General features: G+C 71.4%; 19 protein-coding genes and 1 pseudogene. 10 read left to right on the top strand and 10 right to left on the bottom strand.

What is annotated here, in order from left to right; all coding sequences use genetic code 11:
• The first annotated feature begins 56 nt into the window (after window positions 1–56).
• Window positions 57–719: a phosphate signaling complex protein PhoU gene (gene phoU, locus ACLQ3K_RS09180; RefSeq protein ID WP_212553810.1), complete on the top strand. Its 663-nt coding sequence runs from the start codon at window positions 57–59 to the stop codon at window positions 717–719.
• Between the two features lie 66 nt (window positions 720–785).
• Here the strand turns inward: phoU and ACLQ3K_RS09175 are convergent, their stop codons facing one another.
• The 7 genes from ACLQ3K_RS09175 to ACLQ3K_RS09145 form a co-directional block, all read right to left on the bottom strand.
• A complete protein-coding gene (locus ACLQ3K_RS09175) occupies window positions 786–1,925 on the bottom strand; it encodes an FHA domain-containing protein (RefSeq protein ID WP_224649344.1) in 1,140 nt (379 codons plus the stop codon).
• A 49-nt stretch (window positions 1,926–1,974) separates the two neighbouring features.
• A complete protein-coding gene (pstB, locus tag ACLQ3K_RS09170) occupies window positions 1,975–2,751 on the bottom strand; it encodes a phosphate ABC transporter ATP-binding protein PstB (protein ID WP_425998718.1) in 777 nt (258 codons plus the stop codon).
• A gap of 14 nt (window positions 2,752–2,765) precedes the next feature.
• Window positions 2,766–3,680, bottom strand: coding sequence for a phosphate ABC transporter permease PstA (pstA, locus tag ACLQ3K_RS09165; RefSeq protein WP_224649339.1), 915 nt, complete (start codon window positions 3,678–3,680; stop codon window positions 2,766–2,768).
• Window positions 3,677–4,684, bottom strand: a complete 1,008-nt coding sequence (pstC, locus tag ACLQ3K_RS09160) for a phosphate ABC transporter permease subunit PstC (protein ID WP_425998716.1) — start codon at window positions 4,682–4,684, stop codon at window positions 3,677–3,679. The genes pstA and pstC overlap by 4 nt, the downstream gene beginning before the upstream one ends.
• A 110-nt stretch (window positions 4,685–4,794) precedes the next feature.
• A complete protein-coding gene (gene pstS, locus ACLQ3K_RS09155; protein ID WP_425998989.1) occupies window positions 4,795–5,880 on the bottom strand; it encodes a phosphate ABC transporter substrate-binding protein PstS in 1,086 nt (361 codons plus the stop codon).
• Between the two features lie 167 nt (window positions 5,881–6,047).
• Window positions 6,048–6,923, bottom strand: coding sequence for a mycothiol synthase (mshD, locus tag ACLQ3K_RS09150; RefSeq protein ID WP_425998714.1), 876 nt, complete (start codon window positions 6,921–6,923; stop codon window positions 6,048–6,050).
• Entirely contained in the window at window positions 6,924–7,658 is a 735-nt protein-coding gene (locus ACLQ3K_RS09145) for a winged helix-turn-helix domain-containing protein (RefSeq protein ID WP_259144045.1), read from the bottom strand. It lies immediately after the preceding gene.
• A gap of 107 nt (window positions 7,659–7,765) precedes the next feature.
• On the opposite strand from ACLQ3K_RS09145, the gene ACLQ3K_RS09140 reads away from it, so the two are divergent.
• The 9 genes from ACLQ3K_RS09140 to ACLQ3K_RS09100 all read left to right on the top strand — a co-directional run bounded on the left by ACLQ3K_RS09140 (window position 7,766) and on the right by ACLQ3K_RS09100 (window position 14,231).
• Entirely contained in the window at window positions 7,766–8,581 is an 816-nt protein-coding gene (locus tag ACLQ3K_RS09140) for an LmeA family phospholipid-binding protein (protein WP_425998711.1), read from the top strand.
• A 259-nt stretch (window positions 8,582–8,840) separates the two neighbouring features.
• The gene (locus ACLQ3K_RS09135; RefSeq protein ID WP_425998709.1) at window positions 8,841–9,668 is read left to right on the top strand and encodes a sulfurtransferase; all 828 of its coding nucleotides are present in this window, start codon (window positions 8,841–8,843) and stop codon (window positions 9,666–9,668) included.
• 11 nt (window positions 9,669–9,679) lie between these two features.
• A complete protein-coding gene (locus ACLQ3K_RS09130) occupies window positions 9,680–9,985 on the top strand; it encodes a DUF1416 domain-containing protein (RefSeq protein ID WP_068522737.1) in 306 nt (101 codons plus the stop codon).
• A 145-nt stretch (window positions 9,986–10,130) separates the two neighbouring features.
• The gene (locus ACLQ3K_RS09125) at window positions 10,131–11,174 is read left to right on the top strand and encodes an alpha/beta fold hydrolase (RefSeq protein WP_425998707.1); all 1,044 of its coding nucleotides are present in this window, start codon (window positions 10,131–10,133) and stop codon (window positions 11,172–11,174) included.
• 83 nt (window positions 11,175–11,257) lie between these two features.
• Window positions 11,258–11,791 carry a methylated-DNA--[protein]-cysteine S-methyltransferase gene (locus ACLQ3K_RS09120; RefSeq protein WP_425998705.1) on the top strand — a complete coding sequence of 178 codons (534 nt, stop codon included), beginning with the start codon at window positions 11,258–11,260 and terminating at the stop codon, window positions 11,789–11,791.
• Window positions 11,788–12,258, top strand: a complete 471-nt coding sequence (locus ACLQ3K_RS09115) for an RNA polymerase sigma factor (RefSeq protein WP_425998703.1) — start codon at window positions 11,788–11,790, stop codon at window positions 12,256–12,258. The genes ACLQ3K_RS09120 and ACLQ3K_RS09115 overlap by 4 nt, the downstream gene beginning before the upstream one ends.
• Window positions 12,255–12,857, top strand: a complete 603-nt coding sequence (locus tag ACLQ3K_RS09110) for a methylated-DNA--[protein]-cysteine S-methyltransferase (RefSeq protein WP_425998701.1) — start codon at window positions 12,255–12,257, stop codon at window positions 12,855–12,857. Before ACLQ3K_RS09115 ends, ACLQ3K_RS09110 begins: the two co-directional genes overlap by 4 nt.
• A complete protein-coding gene (locus ACLQ3K_RS09105) occupies window positions 12,854–13,561 on the top strand; it encodes a 2OG-Fe(II) oxygenase (RefSeq protein WP_425998699.1) in 708 nt (235 codons plus the stop codon). Before ACLQ3K_RS09110 ends, ACLQ3K_RS09105 begins: the two co-directional genes overlap by 4 nt.
• A gap of 1 nt (window position 13,562) precedes the next feature.
• Window positions 13,563–14,231: an alpha-ketoglutarate-dependent dioxygenase AlkB family protein gene (locus ACLQ3K_RS09100; RefSeq protein WP_425998697.1), complete on the top strand. Its 669-nt coding sequence runs from the start codon at window positions 13,563–13,565 to the stop codon at window positions 14,229–14,231.
• 8 nt (window positions 14,232–14,239) lie between these two features.
• Here the strand turns inward: ACLQ3K_RS09100 and ACLQ3K_RS09095 are convergent, their stop codons facing one another.
• The 3 genes and pseudogenes from ACLQ3K_RS09095 to ACLQ3K_RS09085 form a co-directional block, all read right to left on the bottom strand.
• Window positions 14,240–14,863: a nucleoside/nucleotide kinase family protein gene (locus ACLQ3K_RS09095; protein WP_425998695.1), complete on the bottom strand. Its 624-nt coding sequence runs from the start codon at window positions 14,861–14,863 to the stop codon at window positions 14,240–14,242.
• Window positions 14,845–15,078 carry a PfkB family carbohydrate kinase gene (locus ACLQ3K_RS09090; RefSeq protein ID WP_425998693.1) on the bottom strand — a complete coding sequence of 78 codons (234 nt, stop codon included), beginning with the start codon at window positions 15,076–15,078 and terminating at the stop codon, window positions 14,845–14,847. The genes ACLQ3K_RS09095 and ACLQ3K_RS09090 overlap by 19 nt, the downstream gene beginning before the upstream one ends.
• Window positions 15,079–15,427: 349 nt before the next feature.
• A pseudogene (locus ACLQ3K_RS09085) lies at window positions 15,428–15,640 on the bottom strand (PfkB family carbohydrate kinase); the annotation flags it as partial.
• Window position 15,641: the final 1 nt, after the last annotated feature.

Genomic DNA, 15,641 nt, shown 5'->3' with positions numbered 1-15,641 from the left:
ACCCGGCGTTCATCCAACGCTGCGGTCGTGTATGAAAAGGCCGATATACTGCGCACATGCGTAACGCGTACATCCAGCAGATGGCTGCTTTCAACGACATCCTCGGCGACATCTGCGACAAGTCGGGCATCGCCATGGAGAAGGCCACCAACTCGCTGCTCCAGGCCGACCTCGCCCTCGCCGAAGAGGTCATCACCGAGCACGACGAGATCGTGCGGCTGAGCCGCCGCGCCGAGGAGGAGGCCTTCTCCCTCCTCGCGCTGCAGGCGCCCGTCGCCAGCGACCTGCGCGTCGTGGTCTCCGGCTTCCAGATCGTGGCCGACGTCGACCGGATGGGCGCGCTCGCCCTGCACGTCGCCAAGGTGACCCGCCGCCGCTTCCCGAACAAGACCCTCCCCGAGGAGGTCAACGGCTACTTCGCCGAGATGGGCCGCCTCGCGGTCGAGCTCGCGAACTCCGCCCGCGAGGTCCTGGTGACCCAGGACCCGAAGCAGGCCGCGGAGATCGAGGAGCAGGACGACGCGATGGACGACCTGCACCGCCACCTGTTCACGGTGCTCATGGACCGCGAGTGGAAGCACGGCGTCGCCGCCGCCGTCGACGTGACGCTGCTGGGCCGCTACTACGAGCGCTTCGCCGACCACGCCGTGGAGATCGGCCGCCGCGTGATCTTCCAGGCCACCGGCAGCCCCGAGCCCACCGCCGACATCTCGAAGTAGCACGCGCACGCACGGCCGCCCTCCGGGGCGGCCGTTCCGCTGTCCGGGCTCAGGCCGGGCCCGCGCTCAGGAACCCACGCCGTCCTGCAGCTGCAGGATCCTGCCCCCGAGGTGGATGTCGGAGCCCACGCCGAGCGGCACGGGCTGGCCCGGCGGGAGACGCAGGGGCTGCGCCGCGCCCGGCGGCCGCACCCACGTGCCGTTCGCCGAGCCCACGTCGACGGCGAGCACCTGCCAGCCGTCGATGCGGATCTCCAGGTGGGCGCGCGACAGTGCGCCGCTGCGGTCCGGCAGGACGACGGGCGCGAGCCGCCCGGAACCGTCGAGCGAACGACCGGCGCGCTGCGCGACGAACGCTGCGGGGTCGCGCCCGATCACCATGTCGTTCTCCACGACGAAGGCGGTGCCGTCGTCGGCGACGAGCAGCCCCAGCGGCGGCCGCGGGCCGCTCTCGAGCGGGGCCCGCCGATCGACGAGGGCGCCGCAGCGGGTGCAGTACGCGGCGACGGGCGCGTTGAGGTGCCCGAAGGCGCAGCGCCGGCCCTCGACCGTGGGCCCGGCCGCCACGGCAGCGCTCACGTCGCCGACGTCCACCTCGTAGTCGGTGGCCGCGAAGAGCGGGCTCACCCCGGTCGGCTCCTCGTTGGTGGGCGCGTCGGCGGGGAAGACGTCCGTCGCGATCTCGCCCTCCGCCTCGGGCTGCACGGACTCGTCCGACCAGATCACGACGCCTGCGCCGGGCACGGCACCGTCGTCGAAGTGGAGCGCGCCGGGCACGCACACCGGGGCGGGCGGGGGCGGCGGCCCGACGGTGACCGTGACCACCGAGCCCGGGGCCAGGGGCGCGACGCGCTCCGCGAAGTCGCCGCCGGCGTGCAGCACGTGACCGGGCGTCGCCGCCGCGGCGGACGGGAAGATCGCGACGGTGATCGCGAGCTCGACGTCCGCCCCCGCGATGCCGCGCAGCATCGCCCGCGCCGTGCCGTTCCTCAGCTCGACGACGGCGAAGGCCGGGCCGGTGATGGCGCTCAGGACGGGGGCGACGTCACCGTCGACCTCGAGCGCCGCGCGCAGTTCCGCGACCGCGGCGGGCCCGCCGACGGCCGGCGCGTCCACGAACAGGAACCGCTCGCGCGCGCGGGCCACCACGCGGTCGCCGGGCAGCACGGTGCTGTACCGGTCGCCGGTCCGGGGCTGCGATGTCATCCCCATAGGATACGGCCGATATCCGACGACGCCGTGTCGGTGTGACCCGTCAGCCGAACCGGCCCGAGATGTAGTCCTCAGTGGCCCGCTCGTCCGGGTTGGAGAACATCTTCTCGGTCGGGTTGATCTCGACGAGCTGACCCGGCTTGCCGGTGGCCTCGAGGTTGAAGAAGGCGGTCTGATCGGAGACGCGCGCGGCCTGCTGCATGTTGTGGGTGACGATGACGATCGTGTACTTCTGCTTGAGCTCGCCGATCAGGTCCTCGATGGCGAGGGTCGAGATCGGGTCGAGCGCCGAGCACGGCTCGTCCATGAGCAGCACGTCGGGGCTGACGGCGATCGCCCGGGCGATGCACAGGCGCTGCTGCTGGCCGCCGGACAGGCCGCCGCCCGGCTTGTTCAGGCGGTCCTTGACCTCGCCCCAGAGGTTCGCGCCGCGCAGCGACTGCTCGGCGACCTCGTCGAGCTTCGCCTTGCTGCGGATGCCCTGCAGCTTGAGGCCGGCCACCACGTTGTCGCGGATCGACATGGTGGGGAACGGGTTGGGCCGCTGGAAGACCATGCCGATGGTCTTGCGCACGCCCACCGGGTCCACGCCGGTGCCGTAGATGTCGGTGCCGTCGAGCGTGATGTGCCCGTCGACGCGCGCGCCCGGGGTCACCTCGTGCATGCGGTTGATCGACCGGAGCACCGTCGACTTGCCGCAGCCGGACGGTCCGATGAACGCCGTCACCGAGTTCGGCGGCACCGTCAGCGAGACGTCCTGCACCGCGTGGAACGCGCCGTAGTAGATGTTCAGGTCCTTGATGTCCAGGCGCTTCGCCATGTCGGTTCTCCTTGTTACTTCGTCTTGGGGGCGAGCAGCCGGGACATGAGGGCGGCCAGGCCGCTCGCGATGCCCACGAGGATCACCAGGGTGAGGGCGGCGCCCCACGCCCGGTACTCGCCGACGGCGCCGGGGTTGTTGCGGTACTGGTCGTAGATGAACAGCGGCAGCGACGACATGTTGCCGTTGAACAGGTCGTAGTTCATCCGGTCGCTGATGCCCACGAGCAGCAGCACGGGCGCGGTCTCGCCGACGACGCGGGCGATGGCGAGGAAGACGCCGGACACCATGCCGGACGCGGCGGTCGGCAGCACGATCCGCACGATGGTCTTCCACTTGGGCACGCCCAGCGCGTAGGAGGCCTCGCGCAGCTCGTTCGGCACGAGTTTGAGCATCTCCTCGGTGGAGCGCACGACGACCGGCACCATGAGCAGGATCAACGCGAGGCTCACCGCGAAGGCGGACTGGGGCATGCCGAACGTGGTGATCCAGATGCCGAAGATGAACAGCGTGGCCACGATCGACGGGATGCCGGCGAGCACGTCGACCATGAAGGTGGTGACCCTGCCCAGGCGGGTGCCCTCGGCGTACTCGACGAGGAAGATGCCGACCATCACGCCGATCGGCACGGAGAACAGCGCGGCGATGCCGGCCTGCACGAGCGTGCCGTAGAGGGCGTGGCGGATGCCGCCGGCGTAGGAGTCGGGGGCCACGCGGACCATCGACTTGGTCCACCACTCGGGATGGATGATCGCCGGGACGCCGTTGGCGATCACCATGTACAGCAGCGAGATCAGCGGCGCGAGGGCCAGCAGGAAGCACGCGCCGAAGATGATCGCGGCGGCGTTGTTCTTGATCCGGCGCGCCGTCGACGTGCGGTGGAAGACGGTGCCGCTCTTGGCGACGTCGTCGAGCTCGGTGGCGGTCATCCGTTCACCCGTCCCCCGCCGATCCAGCGGGCGACCGCGTTCACCACGAAGGTGAGCACGAACAGCACGAGGCCGGCGGCGATGTAGGCGCCCCGCTGATCGACGTTGTCGAACTCAGCGGCGGCGGAAGCGATCTTCGAAGCGAAGGTGTAGCCGCTGTCGAACAGCGACCAGATGGAGGTCTTGGTGGCGGCGAACAGGATGATGAGCACCGCGATGGTCTCGCCCAGGGCGCGGCCGAGGGCCAGCATGGAACCCGCGACGATGCCGGACCGGCCGTACGGGAACACCGTGAGGCGGATGACCTCCCACTTGGTGGCGCCCAGGGCCAGCGCGGCCTCCTGGTGCGCGACGGGGGTCTGCCGCAGCGACTCGCGCGTGATCGACGTGATGATCGGCAGGATCATGATCGCGAGCACGATGCCTGCGGTGAACACCGTCGAGCCGAGGGACAGCTCGACGTTGCCGGTCTTGAACAGGAAGAACCAGCCGAGGTTCTCGTTGAGCCACTTCTGGAGCGGCACCAGGAAGGGCGCCAGCACGAAGATGCCCCACAGGCCGTAGATGATCGACGGGACCGCAGCCAGCAGGTCGATCACGGCGCTGAGCGGCCGTGAGAGCCGCTGCGGCACGTACTGCACGAGGAAGGTCGCGATGCCCACGGCCACCGGCACGGCGAGGATCAGGGCCATGACCGAGGAGAGGACCGTGATCTTGAGCAGCTCGAGGATGCCGAACCGCATGTTGGACGGGTTCGTCTGCCACTCGGAGCTGGTGAGGAAGTTGGCGTTGTTCTTGGTGAGCGCCGGGACCGCCTGGACCACCAGTTGCAGGAAGATCAACGCGATCACGACCACGAGCAGCACGCCCGAGGCGTACGCGGCCCACTTGAAGATCTTCTCCATGCGGTCGTGACCGCCGGCGAAGGTGGTGCGGGTGGGAGCCCCGTCGGTGGCCGCTACGGCGCCGTCGGCGTCGCGGTCCGTCGAATCCTCAGTCGCCATGTTTCCCCGTTGTTCGGCCACGCGAAAATCGTCCTTCCGGCTGAGCCGGACGTCGTGCGAGAGCCATTGTGCCTGGCCGCCCGCACGACGCCCGGTGGTTCAGCAGTGTCCTACTGGATCGAGTCGATCGACTCGGTGAGCGTGGTGCGGAAGGACTCGGGGATCGGGGCGTAGCCCTGGCCCGCGAGCTGGTCCTGCGCCGGCTTGCTGGCGGCGACCTTGAGGAAGGTCTTCAGGCCCTTGCCGACCTCGGCGTCCGCGTACTTCGAGCACACGATCTCGTAGGTCGCGAGCACGATCGGGTAGGCGCCGGCCGCCGACGGCTTGTAGAAGCCCTCGGTGTCGATGACCAGGTCCTTGCTGCCCGGGGTCTTGAACTTGGCCGACTCGATGGTCTTGGCGACCGACTCGCTCGAGAGCTTCACGGCCTCGGGGCCGGCCGAGGTGATGATGTTCGCGACCTGCAGCTTCTGCGCCTTGGCGAAGCTCCACTCGGCGTAGGTGATGGTGCCCTCGGCCTTGTTCACGGTCGCGGCGACGGCGGCGTTGCCGCTCGCGCCCTGGCCGGTGCCGCCCTTGAAGGCCTTGCCCTTCTTGTCGGCGGACCACTCGGCCGGCGCGGCCGAGCCGAGGTACTTCTGGAAGTTCTCGGTGGTGCCCGACTCGTCGGAGCGGAAGACGACGGTGATCGGCAGGTCGGGCAGCGCGGTGCCCTTGTTCTCGTCGGCGATCTCGGGGGCGTTCCACTTGGTGACGACGCCGCTGAAGATCTTCGCGAGGGTCGGGGCCGAGAGGTTCACGGCGACGTCGCCGGGCAGCTTGTAGGCGACGGCGATCGGGCCGAAGACGAGCGGGAGGTTCAGGGCGGGCGCGCCGCACTTCTCCTCGGCCTTCTTCGCCTGGTCGGCGTTGAGCGGCGAGTCGGAGCCGCCGAAGTTGGTCAGGCCCGAGGTGAACTCGGTGATGCCCTGGCCCGAGCCGTTACCGCTGTAGTCGACGTTCGCGCCGTCGCAGTCCTGGGCGAAGGTGTTCTTGAAGACGGTCATGGCGTTGGCCTGCGCCGTCGAGCCGCTGCCCTTGAGCTGCAGCTTGCCGTCGCACTGCACGCCGGAGCCGCCGGCGGACGAGCTGCCCGCGGCGTCGCTCGACTCCTCGCCGCCGCACGCGGACAGGGTCAGGGACAGGGCGGCCACCATGGCCAGGGCCGATACGGATCCACGCTTGAAGTTCACCGAGATTCCTCCGGGTCGAGTCAGGACTGATCACCCCGGCACTGCGGGTGTCTCCCAGCAACATAGGGAGGCCGGGTGTCCGAATCGGGTGTCCCGGGTGAACGGCGGGGAAACTCGCCCGGTCGAGTGGATTACCGTAGCGCGTACGCCACGTGTCTTTCGCGTTCCTCAAAACCCAGCCGGGTGTAGGTGCGCAGCGCCGCGGTGTTGTCACCCTCCACGTACAGCTCCACCTCCGCGAGGCCGCGACCTGCGAGGTAGTGCAGGCCGGCGGCGGTCAGCAGGTTCCCGAAGCCCTTCCCCTGCCCGGCGGGCGCGACCGCGACGATGTAGACCTCGCCGAGGCCCGCGGCGGGATCGGCGACCTTCGTCCAGTGGAAGCCCAGTAGGCGGTCCTGCTCGTCGACGGCCAGGAACAGGCCCGCCGGGTCGAACCAGTCGGCGCCGGTCCGCTCGTCGATCTGCTCACCGGTCCAGCCGCCCTGCTCGGGGTGCCAGGAGAACGCGGCGTTGTTCACCGCGAGGATCGCGGCGTCGTCGGCCGGCCCGGCGTAGGTCCGCACGGTCACGCCGGCGGGGGCCGACGGTGCCGGCTCCAGCCCGGCGAGCGGTCGCCGCAGGTTCAGCAGGGTGCGCACGGCGGTCAGGCCGAGCTCCGCGGCGAGCGCGCGGGCGCCGGGGAGGTCGCCGTGCGCCCAGACGGTGCCGCCCTCGCCCACGAGGTCGAGAGCTTCGGTCACCAGGGCGCGCCCCAGGCCCCGTCGGCGCTCCGACGGTGCGACGACCGCCTCCGCCGCGCCGGGCCCGCCGGCGGGCGGGACGACGACGCCGGCGTAGCCCGACGGTGCGCCGTCCGCGCCCCGCGCGAGCACGTGCGGGCCGTCGCCCGCGATACCCAGGCGGAACTGCTCCGAGAGCGGGCCGATGCCGTCGGCGGCCTCCGCGGCGCCGGCGATCCCGAGCACCGCCTCCGCATCGGCGATCGGACCGCGCACCACGTCGACCATCTACATCTCCTCGAGATCCTCGTCCGTCGGTTCCATGTCCTCGACGGGACGCTCGCCCTTGCCGCGCACGGGCCGCACCGCCTTGTAGCCCACGTTACGGACCGTGCCGATCATGCCCTCGTGCTCGGCGCCGAGCTTGGCGCGCAGGCGCCGGACGTGCACGTCGACGGTGCGGGTGCCGCCGAAGAAGTCGTAGCCCCACACCTCCTGCAGCAGCTGGGCGCGGGTGAAGACGCGGCCCACGTTCTGCGCGAGGAACTTGAGCAGCTCGAACTCCTTGTAGGTGAGGTCGAGCGGCTTGCCGCGCAGGCGGGCGGTGTAGGTGCCCTCGTCGATGACGAGCTCGCCGAGCGTGACCTTGTCGGCCACCTCGTCCTCGCCGCCGGCGTCGCGCCGCGCGACGACGAGCCGCAGCCGGGCGTCGATCTCGGCGGGTCCGATCGTGGGCAGGAGGAAGTCGTCGAGACCCCAGTCGGCGCTGGCGGCGACGAGCCCGCCCTCGGTGAGCACCGCGACCACGGCCATCCGGCCCGCGCCCGTGCTACCGAGCAGCCGGCACAGGCCGCGCGCCGTCACCAGATCGGTGCGGGCGTCGACGAGGGCGACCTCCGCCGGTCCGACCTCCAGCAGCGACGAGACGTCGGCGGGCAGCGTGCGCACCGTGTGCGGCAGGAGCGAGAGCGACGGCAGCACCGTGTCCGGCTCCCGGTCGGACGTGAGCAGGATCAGATCCACTTGCCCTCCTCACTGCGCGGCGGTCGACGAGAAAACAACGAATGTCAGAATAGCGGTGGTCAAGACGCCGTGCGTGACGGTGTGACGGTGAACGAGAGGGACGTGGCGTGACACAGGCGCAGGGACGGGCGTGGATCAGGCGGGTTCTGATCGCCGTTGCGACGCTCGTCACAGTCGTACTGCTCGCCGAGCTCGGCTCCGCGGCGACCGCCGAGTACCGCCTGTCGCGCGAGCTGCGCGCCGCCGCGGGGCTCTCCGACGACCCCGAGGTGACGATCGGCGGCTTCCCGTACCTGACCTCGGGCGGGGCGCACCCGAAGTTGACGATCGCCGTGCCGGCGAAGGTGCACGACCGCAACGCCCGGCTCGAGGCCGAGATGGCCGACGTCCGGATCCCCGGCGGCCTGCTGCCCGTGTTCGCGCCGGACACCCCGATCGCCGCGGGGCATGTGGAGGCGCGGGTGCGGCTGGACCAGAAGACGGTGGGCCGGTACATGGACATCGTCGACCTGCAGGTGCACACGCCCGCGCCGAAGCGCGCCGGCGCGGGCAGCCCCGCCGACGGCTACGTGAAGGCGTCGAAGGGCATCGTCCTCACCGGCACCGTCCCCCTGCCCACCCCGGCCGAGCCGAAGCGCACCGTCCTGATCTCGGTCGCCGCGGACTTCACCAACGCGGGCGACGCGATCTCCGTGCGCGCCACCGGGATCTACTCGGGCCCCGAGGATCACGCGAAGGCCGACCTGCTGCCGGGCGAGGACCGGACGGTCCTGGCAGCCTTCACCCGGGTGCTGCCGCGGATGGCCCTGCCCTTCGGCGTCGCGCCCACCGGCGCGCGGGCGGAGAACGCCGACGTCGTGCTGCTCGGCGAGGCCGACGGGGTCACCGTCACCCCCGGCGCCTTCTACCGCCCCCTGGCCTGACCCTCCGCGCACCGAGGGTCCCGTGCCCCTCCCGTGACGGAACCTCGCGGGTTGGGTATCCTCGGTCTCATGCGCAACCGCTGTGAGCTGCTGCTCACCCGCCGTCTGGCGGTCGATCTGTGCCGTATGGCCGGTTGTCGCTGTCTGGGCTAGTCCCGCCTCTCTCCGGGCCGGGTGCCCGATTCTCCCGGTGCATCCTCATGCCCTCCCAGCGCATCCGCGCACCCTGAAGAACTCTCCCCGATGAAAGGGCTCCCTTATGGCACGCTCCGACGTCCTGGTCTCCGCAGACTGGGCTGAGCAGAACCTCGACACCCCGGGTGTCGTCTTCGTCGAGGTCGACGAGGACACGTCGATCTACGACGACAACCACATCCAGGGCGCCGTCCGCCTCGACTGGCGCAAGGACCTGCAGGATCCGATCCGACGCGACTTCCTCGACCAGGAGGGCTTCTCCAAGCTGCTCTCCGAGCGCGGTATCGGCAATGACGACACCGTGGTGCTCTACGGCGGCAACAACAACTGGTTCGCGGCCTACGCCTACTGGTACTTCAAGCTCTACGGCCACCAGGACGTGAAGCTGCTCGACGGTGGCCGCAAGAAGTGGGAGCTCGACGCCCGCCCGCTGTCGACCGACGCGGTGTCGCGCCCGGCCACGACCTACCAGGCCAAGCCCGTCGACCTGTCGCTGCGCGCCTTCCGCGACGAGGTGATCGACTCGATCGGCAAGAAGAACCTCGTCGACGTGCGTTCGCCCGACGAGTTCACCGGCAAGATCTCCGCGCCGGCCCACCTCCCGCAGGAGCAGGCGCAGCAGCGCGGCCACGTCCCCGGCGCCATCAACATCCCGTGGTCGACCACCGCGAACGAGGACGGCACCTTCAAGTCGGACGACGACCTCGCGACGCTGTACGCGGAGAAGGGCTTCGACGAGTCCAAGGAGACCATCGCGTACTGCCGCATCGGCGAGCGCAGCTCGCACACGTGGTTCGTGCTGCAGGAGCTCCTCGGCAAGAAGAACGTCAAGAACTACGACGGCTCGTGGGTCGAGTACGGCTCCCTCGTGGGCGCCCCGATCGAGAAGTAAGGAAGACCATCATGTGTGGAGCACCGAAGCAGGGCCAGGTCCTGCCCGCAGGCGTCGACGTCGAGAAGGAGACCGTCCTGACCGGTCAGGTCCTCGACGGTGCCGGTAACCCCGTCGCCGGCGCGTTCGTGCGCCTGCTCGACGGCACCGGCGAGTTCACCGCCGAGGTCGTGGCCTCGGGCACCGGCGACTACCGCTTCTTCGCGGCGCCGGGCACCTGGACGCTGCGCGCGCTGTCCTCCGTGGGCAACGGCGACATCCAGGTCTCGCCCGAGTCGAACGGCGTCTACAACCAGGACATCACCGTCGCCAAGTAGGCCGGACAGGTGAGGGGCGCGCATCCGGATTCCGGGTGCGCGCCCTTTCCGTTTTCCGCTACCCGGCGGAAATCGGACGGGTAGCGTCGGGGATCAGTACCGATTCGGTACTACGTCGCGAACCCGCTATCCGAGGAGTCCCACCGTGCCCGCTCCCTCCGACGCCGAGTACTTCGAGCTCGGCGACGTCACGCTGCAGTCCGGCCACACCCTGCGCGGCGCCCGCCTCGCGTACAAGACCTTCGGCACGCTCAACGCCGACAAGTCGAACGTGATCGTCTACCCCACCTGGTACTCGGGCTGGCACACCGACAACGAGTGGCTCGTGGGCACCGACAAGACCCTGAACCCGGACGAGTACTTCATCGTCATTCCCAACATGCTGGGCAACGGCCTCTCGACCTCCCCGTCGAACGCCGCCTCGCCGTACGACCACGCCCGCTTCCCGCTCGTCACCTTCTACGACCAGGTCGAGGCGCAGCACCGCCTGCTCACCGAGAAGTGGGGCATCTCGACGATCGCGTTGGTCACCGGCTGGTCGATGGGCGCGGGCCAGACCTATCAGTGGGCGGTGAGCCACCCCGAGATGGTGCAGCGCGCGGCCCCGTTCTGCGGTTCCAGCCGCACCGCACCGCACAACCAGGTGTTCCTCGAGTCCCTGCGCGAGGCGCTCCGGGCCGACGCGGCGTGGGCCGACGGCGACTACGAGCCCGCGCGCCCGCCGATCAAGGGCCTGCGCGCCTTCGCCCGGATCTACTCCGGATGGGGCTTCTCCCAGGCCTTCTACTGGAACGAGACGTGGCGCGAGCTGGGCTTCACCTCACTCCACGACTTCCTCTACGGCTTCTGGGAGCAGTTCTTCCGCGACGGCCGCGACCCCAACAACCTGATCGCGATGATCGGCACGTGGCACGCCGGGAACGTCGGCAACACCCCCGGGTTCGACGGCGACCACGAGGCCGCGCTGCGCTCGATCAAGTGCCCCCTCCTGGCGATGCCCGCGGAGAAGGACCTGTACTTCCCGCCGGAGGACGAGGCGTGGGCCTCGCAGTTCATCGAGCACGGCGAGGTGCGGGTGATCCCCGGCGTGTGGGGCCACTTCGCGGGCGGCGGCGCCAACCCGGTCGACACGGCCTTCATCGACGCCGGACTGCGGGAGCTGCTCGCCCGCCCCGGCTACACCGGGTAGCCCCTCGAATCTCCTGGAGATCCGGATCTCACGTTCCGCCCGCCCGCGGCGTCTACAGGGCAGGATCGAGACGAGGAGAGATCATGAGCACCAGGCACATCGTGGCGGAGACCACCCTCGGCGAGCTGACGCTCGTCGCCGAGGGCCGCGCCGTGACCGGCGTGTACTTCCGCCACCACATCCGCCGGCCGGCGGAATCGTCGTTCGGGGAGCGGGTCGCCTCGGACGTCCTCCTCGACGAGGCGGCGCACGAGATCCGCGCCTACCTCGCCGGGGAGCGTCGCGCCTTCGACCTGCCGCTCGCCGCCGCGGGCGACGAGATCCAGCAGGCAGTCTGGGCGGCGCTGCGGGAGATCCCGTACGGCACCACGACGACGTACGGCGCCCTCGCGGAGCGGCTCGACTTCGTCACGTCGGCGTGGGGCGTGGGGCAGGCCGTCGGCGCGAACCCGCTGTGCGTCCTGATCCCGTGCCACCGCGTGCTCGGGTCGAACGGCACGCTGACGGGGTACGCGGGCGGCCTGCGCCGCAAGCGGGTCCTGCTCGACCTCGAGGCCGCCGCCGACGGCGAGCCCTGGCTCCCCGGCATGGGGGCCCACACCCCGGGGGCGGCGTGAAACCACCGTTCGAGCGCGTCGTCGACGAGCACGCAGGTACCGTGCTGCGCGTCTGCCGCGCGATCCTCGGCCCGCACGACGCCGAGGACGCGTGGTCGGAGACCTTCCTCTCCGCGCTACGCGCCTACCCGGAGCTGCCAGAATCGGCCAACGTCGAGGCCTGGCTCGTGACCATCGCGCACCGCAAGGCCATCGACCAGGTCCGGGCGGCGCAGCGGCGCGCCGTCCCCGTCGACACCGTCCCGGAGCGCCCCGTCGTCTCCGCCCCGCCCGACGGTGACCTCTGGGTCGCCGTCACGGCCCTGCCGGACAAGCAGCGGCAGGCCGTCGCGTACCGCTACGCGGCGGACCTGCCCTACGCCGAGATCGCCGAGATCCTCGGCGGCACCGTCGACGCCGCGCGCCGCGCGGCCGCCGACGGCCTCAAGAAACTCCGAACCACTCGCACCAGGGAGGAACTCTCATGAGCGAGAAGATCACCGACACCCTCTCGGCGCCGGCCGATACCGACGCCCTCGCCCGGCTCCGCGCCCGCCTCGCGGCGAGCGCCGAGGCGGACGGCCTGCTCGACATCGCCTACACCGTCGTCGACTCCCCCGTCGGCGGTCTGCTGCTCGCGGCGACCGAGCGCGGCCTGGTCCGGGTCGCCTACGCCCGCGAGGACCACGACGCCGTCCTGGAGACGCTGGCGCAGAAGGTGAGCCCGCGGGTGCTGCGTGCGCCACGACGGCTCGACGCGACGGCCCGCGAGCTCGACGAATACTTCGCCGGCCGGCGGACCGCGTTCGACCTGCCGCTCGATCACGCCCTCTCGCACGGCTTCCGGCAGCTGGTGCAGAGCCGGCTGCCCGACATCGACTACGGGACGACGCTGAGCTACAAGCAGGTGGCCGAGCTCGTCGGCAGCCCGGCGGCGGTCCGCGCCGTCGGCACCGCCTGCGCCACGAACCCCCTGCCCGTGGTGGTCCCGTGCCACCGCGTCGTGAAGTCCGACGGCGGCATCGGGCAGTACGTCGGCGGCGTGGAGGCGAAAGCCGCCCTGCTGGAGCTGGAGTCGGCCGCGTGAGCGCCGCCCCGGGGCTCGACTCCGCCGACTGGGGCGCCGTCTCCGCCGAGCTCGACGCGGTGGGCGGGGCGCTCCTGCCCCGCCTCCTGTCCGACGAGCGCACCGTCGAACTGCGGGAGCTGTACGGGCGGGACCAGTTGTTCCGCAGCACGATCGACATGGAGCGGTACCGGTTCGGCGCCGGGGAGTACCGCTACTTCGCCCGGCCGTATCCGGAGCCGATCGAGGAGCTCAAGCACGCGCTGTATCCGTACCTGCTGCCGATCGCGCGACGATGGTGGGAGCGGCTGGGCCGCGAGGCGCCGTGGCCCGACGACCTCGACGAGTGGCTCGCGATGTGCCACGAGGCGGGCCAGCGGAAGTCGACGGCGATCCTGCTCAAGTACGGCGCGGGCGACTGGAACGCGCTGCACCGGGATCTGTACGGCGACCTGGTCTTCCCACTGCAGGTGGTGATCGCGCTCAACGATCCCGGTGTGGACCACGAGGGCGGCGAGTTCCTCCTGCTCGAGCAGCGGCCCCGCGCGCAGTCCCGCGGCACGTCCTTCACGCTGCCGCGCGGGCACGGCTTCGTGTTCACCACCCGCGATCGCCCGGTCCGCTCCGCGCGGGGCTGGTCCGCGGCGCCCGTGCGGCACGGCGTCTCGACGGTCCGCTCGGGCGAGCGGCACACGCTGGCCCTGGTCTTCCACGACGCGGCATGACATGGGCTCCGACATGTTGTTCCCGCCCGACCGAGCCGTAGTCGACCTCGCGCCGGGCGCGTACCTGATCCGCGGCTGGCTCGACCTCGCGCAGCAGGAATGGATCGTCCGCCGGTTCCGGGAGTGGGCGACCGGGCCGGTGCCGATCCGCGCGGCGACGGTGCGCGGGCACCCGATGTCGGTGCGCACGGTGTGCCTGGGCTGGCACTGGCAGCCCTACCGCTACTCGCGGGACGCGACGGACGTGAACGGCGCTCGCGTGCTGCCCTTCCCGGACTGGCTGGTGCGGGCCGGCCGGAGCGCGCTCGCCGACACGGGGCACGACGCCGACGAGGTCGAGCGGTACACGCCCGACACCGCGCTGGTGAACTTCTACGACGAACAGGCCCGCATGGGCATGCACCAGGACAAGGACGAGATCTCCCGCGCGCCGGTGGTCTCCCTGTCGATCGGCGACAGCTGCACCTTCCGGCTCGGCAACACGGAGAACCGGAACCGCCCCTACGCGGACGTGACGCTCGAATCCGGCGATCTCGTGGTCTTCGGCGGCCCGTCCCGGCTGGCCTTCCACGGCGTGACCGCCGTCCAGCCCGGGACGGCGCCGCCCGGCTGCGGCCTGGAAACGGGTCGGATCAACCTCACCCTCCGCGAGACCGGCATGGAGGGCTGAGCCCGCCGCTACGCCCCGGCGACGATGCGGTCCGCGCGCCGCGCCGTGCCCTCGATGAGCCGGGCGTTGGTCTCGTCGGTGCCGTCGGCGCGGGCGCGCGCCTCCTCGGGCCCACGACCGAATCGCATGTGCCGCGCGATGAGGCGCTCCCGGCGCAGGGCGGGGTCGATCCGCAGGAACCACACCTCGTCGAGCGCGGCGCGAGCGCGGGGCCAGGCGCCGGTCTCGGCGAGCAGGTAGTTCCCCTCGGTCACCACGAGTGGAACGTCCGGCGCCACCTCGATGGCGCCGCCGATCGACGCCTCGAGGCCGCGATCGAACCGCGGGGCGTAGACGGTGCCGTCGGCCGCGCGCAGGCGGTGCAGCAGTTCGGCGAAGCCCGCGTCGTCGAAGGTGTCGATCGCGCCCTTGCGCCCCCAGCTGCCGTGCCGGCGCAGCACGGCGTCGTCGAGGTGGAAGCCGTCCATGGGGACCAGCACCGCGTCGTCGCCGAGCGCGTCCACCAGCCGCTCCGCCAGCGTCGACTTGCCGGACGCGGGCGCCCCGGCGACGCCGAGCAGCGCGCGGCCCGGGCGCGCGATCAGTTCCCGTGCGCGAGCGAGCAGCTCGACCGTCACAGCGTCTTCAGCCACGCCCTCACCCCCGGATAGCGGCACTTCGCGGAGGCGTGAGCCGCCGCGAAGCGCAGTGCGTCGGCGACCACCTCACCCCGTGCGATCGCGTAGGCGTACGCGCCGTGCAGCGCGTCGCCCGCCCCGAGCGTATCGACCACCGGCACCGCCGGGACGTCGACGGTGCCGTCGACCCCGTGGTCGCGGTACCGGATCGGCCCGGCACCGTCGGTCACGGCGAGGACGGGCGGCGTCGGGACGTCCCCGGGCAGAACGAAGTCCGCGGAGCAGACGGCGTGTGCGGCGAGCGGCAGCAGGTCGGCGAAGACGGGGCGCCAGCGGCCGGCGTCGAGGATCGTCGCCGGCCGCGGCGACGGCGCTGCGCATCGCGGACCGCGCGGCGGCGGGGCCGTGCCCGTCGAGCAGCACCACGTCGAAGCCCTCGGCGTGGATCGGCGGCACGGCGTCGGGGTACCAGGAACCGTCGAAGGAGACCACCTGCCGGTCGCCCGACGGGGCGTGGACCGTGACCGACGAGACGGGCGGCGCGAAACCCGGTGGGGCGAGGTCGAGGAGCTCGACCCCGCACGCGTAGAGGTCCTCGCACACGAGGCGGCCGAGGGCGGTGTCGCCGACCGGCGCGGCGAGCACGGCTCGCCCGCCGAGGGCGGCGAAGACCGCCGCGGCGTTCAGGGCGGGGCCGCCCCCGGAGACGTCCTGCCGGACCGCGGTGACCTTCCCGTTGCGGGGCGGCGATTCGTCGACGCGGGAGATGACGTCGACGGTGGCGAGCCCCACG

Source organism: Tsukamurella sp. DT100 (assembly GCF_049844855.1).
Taxonomy (GTDB): Bacteria; Actinomycetota; Actinomycetes; order Mycobacteriales; family Mycobacteriaceae; genus Tsukamurella.
Note: the sequence above shows the minus strand (reverse complement) of the source record. Positions and strands in the feature narration are given on the sequence as shown.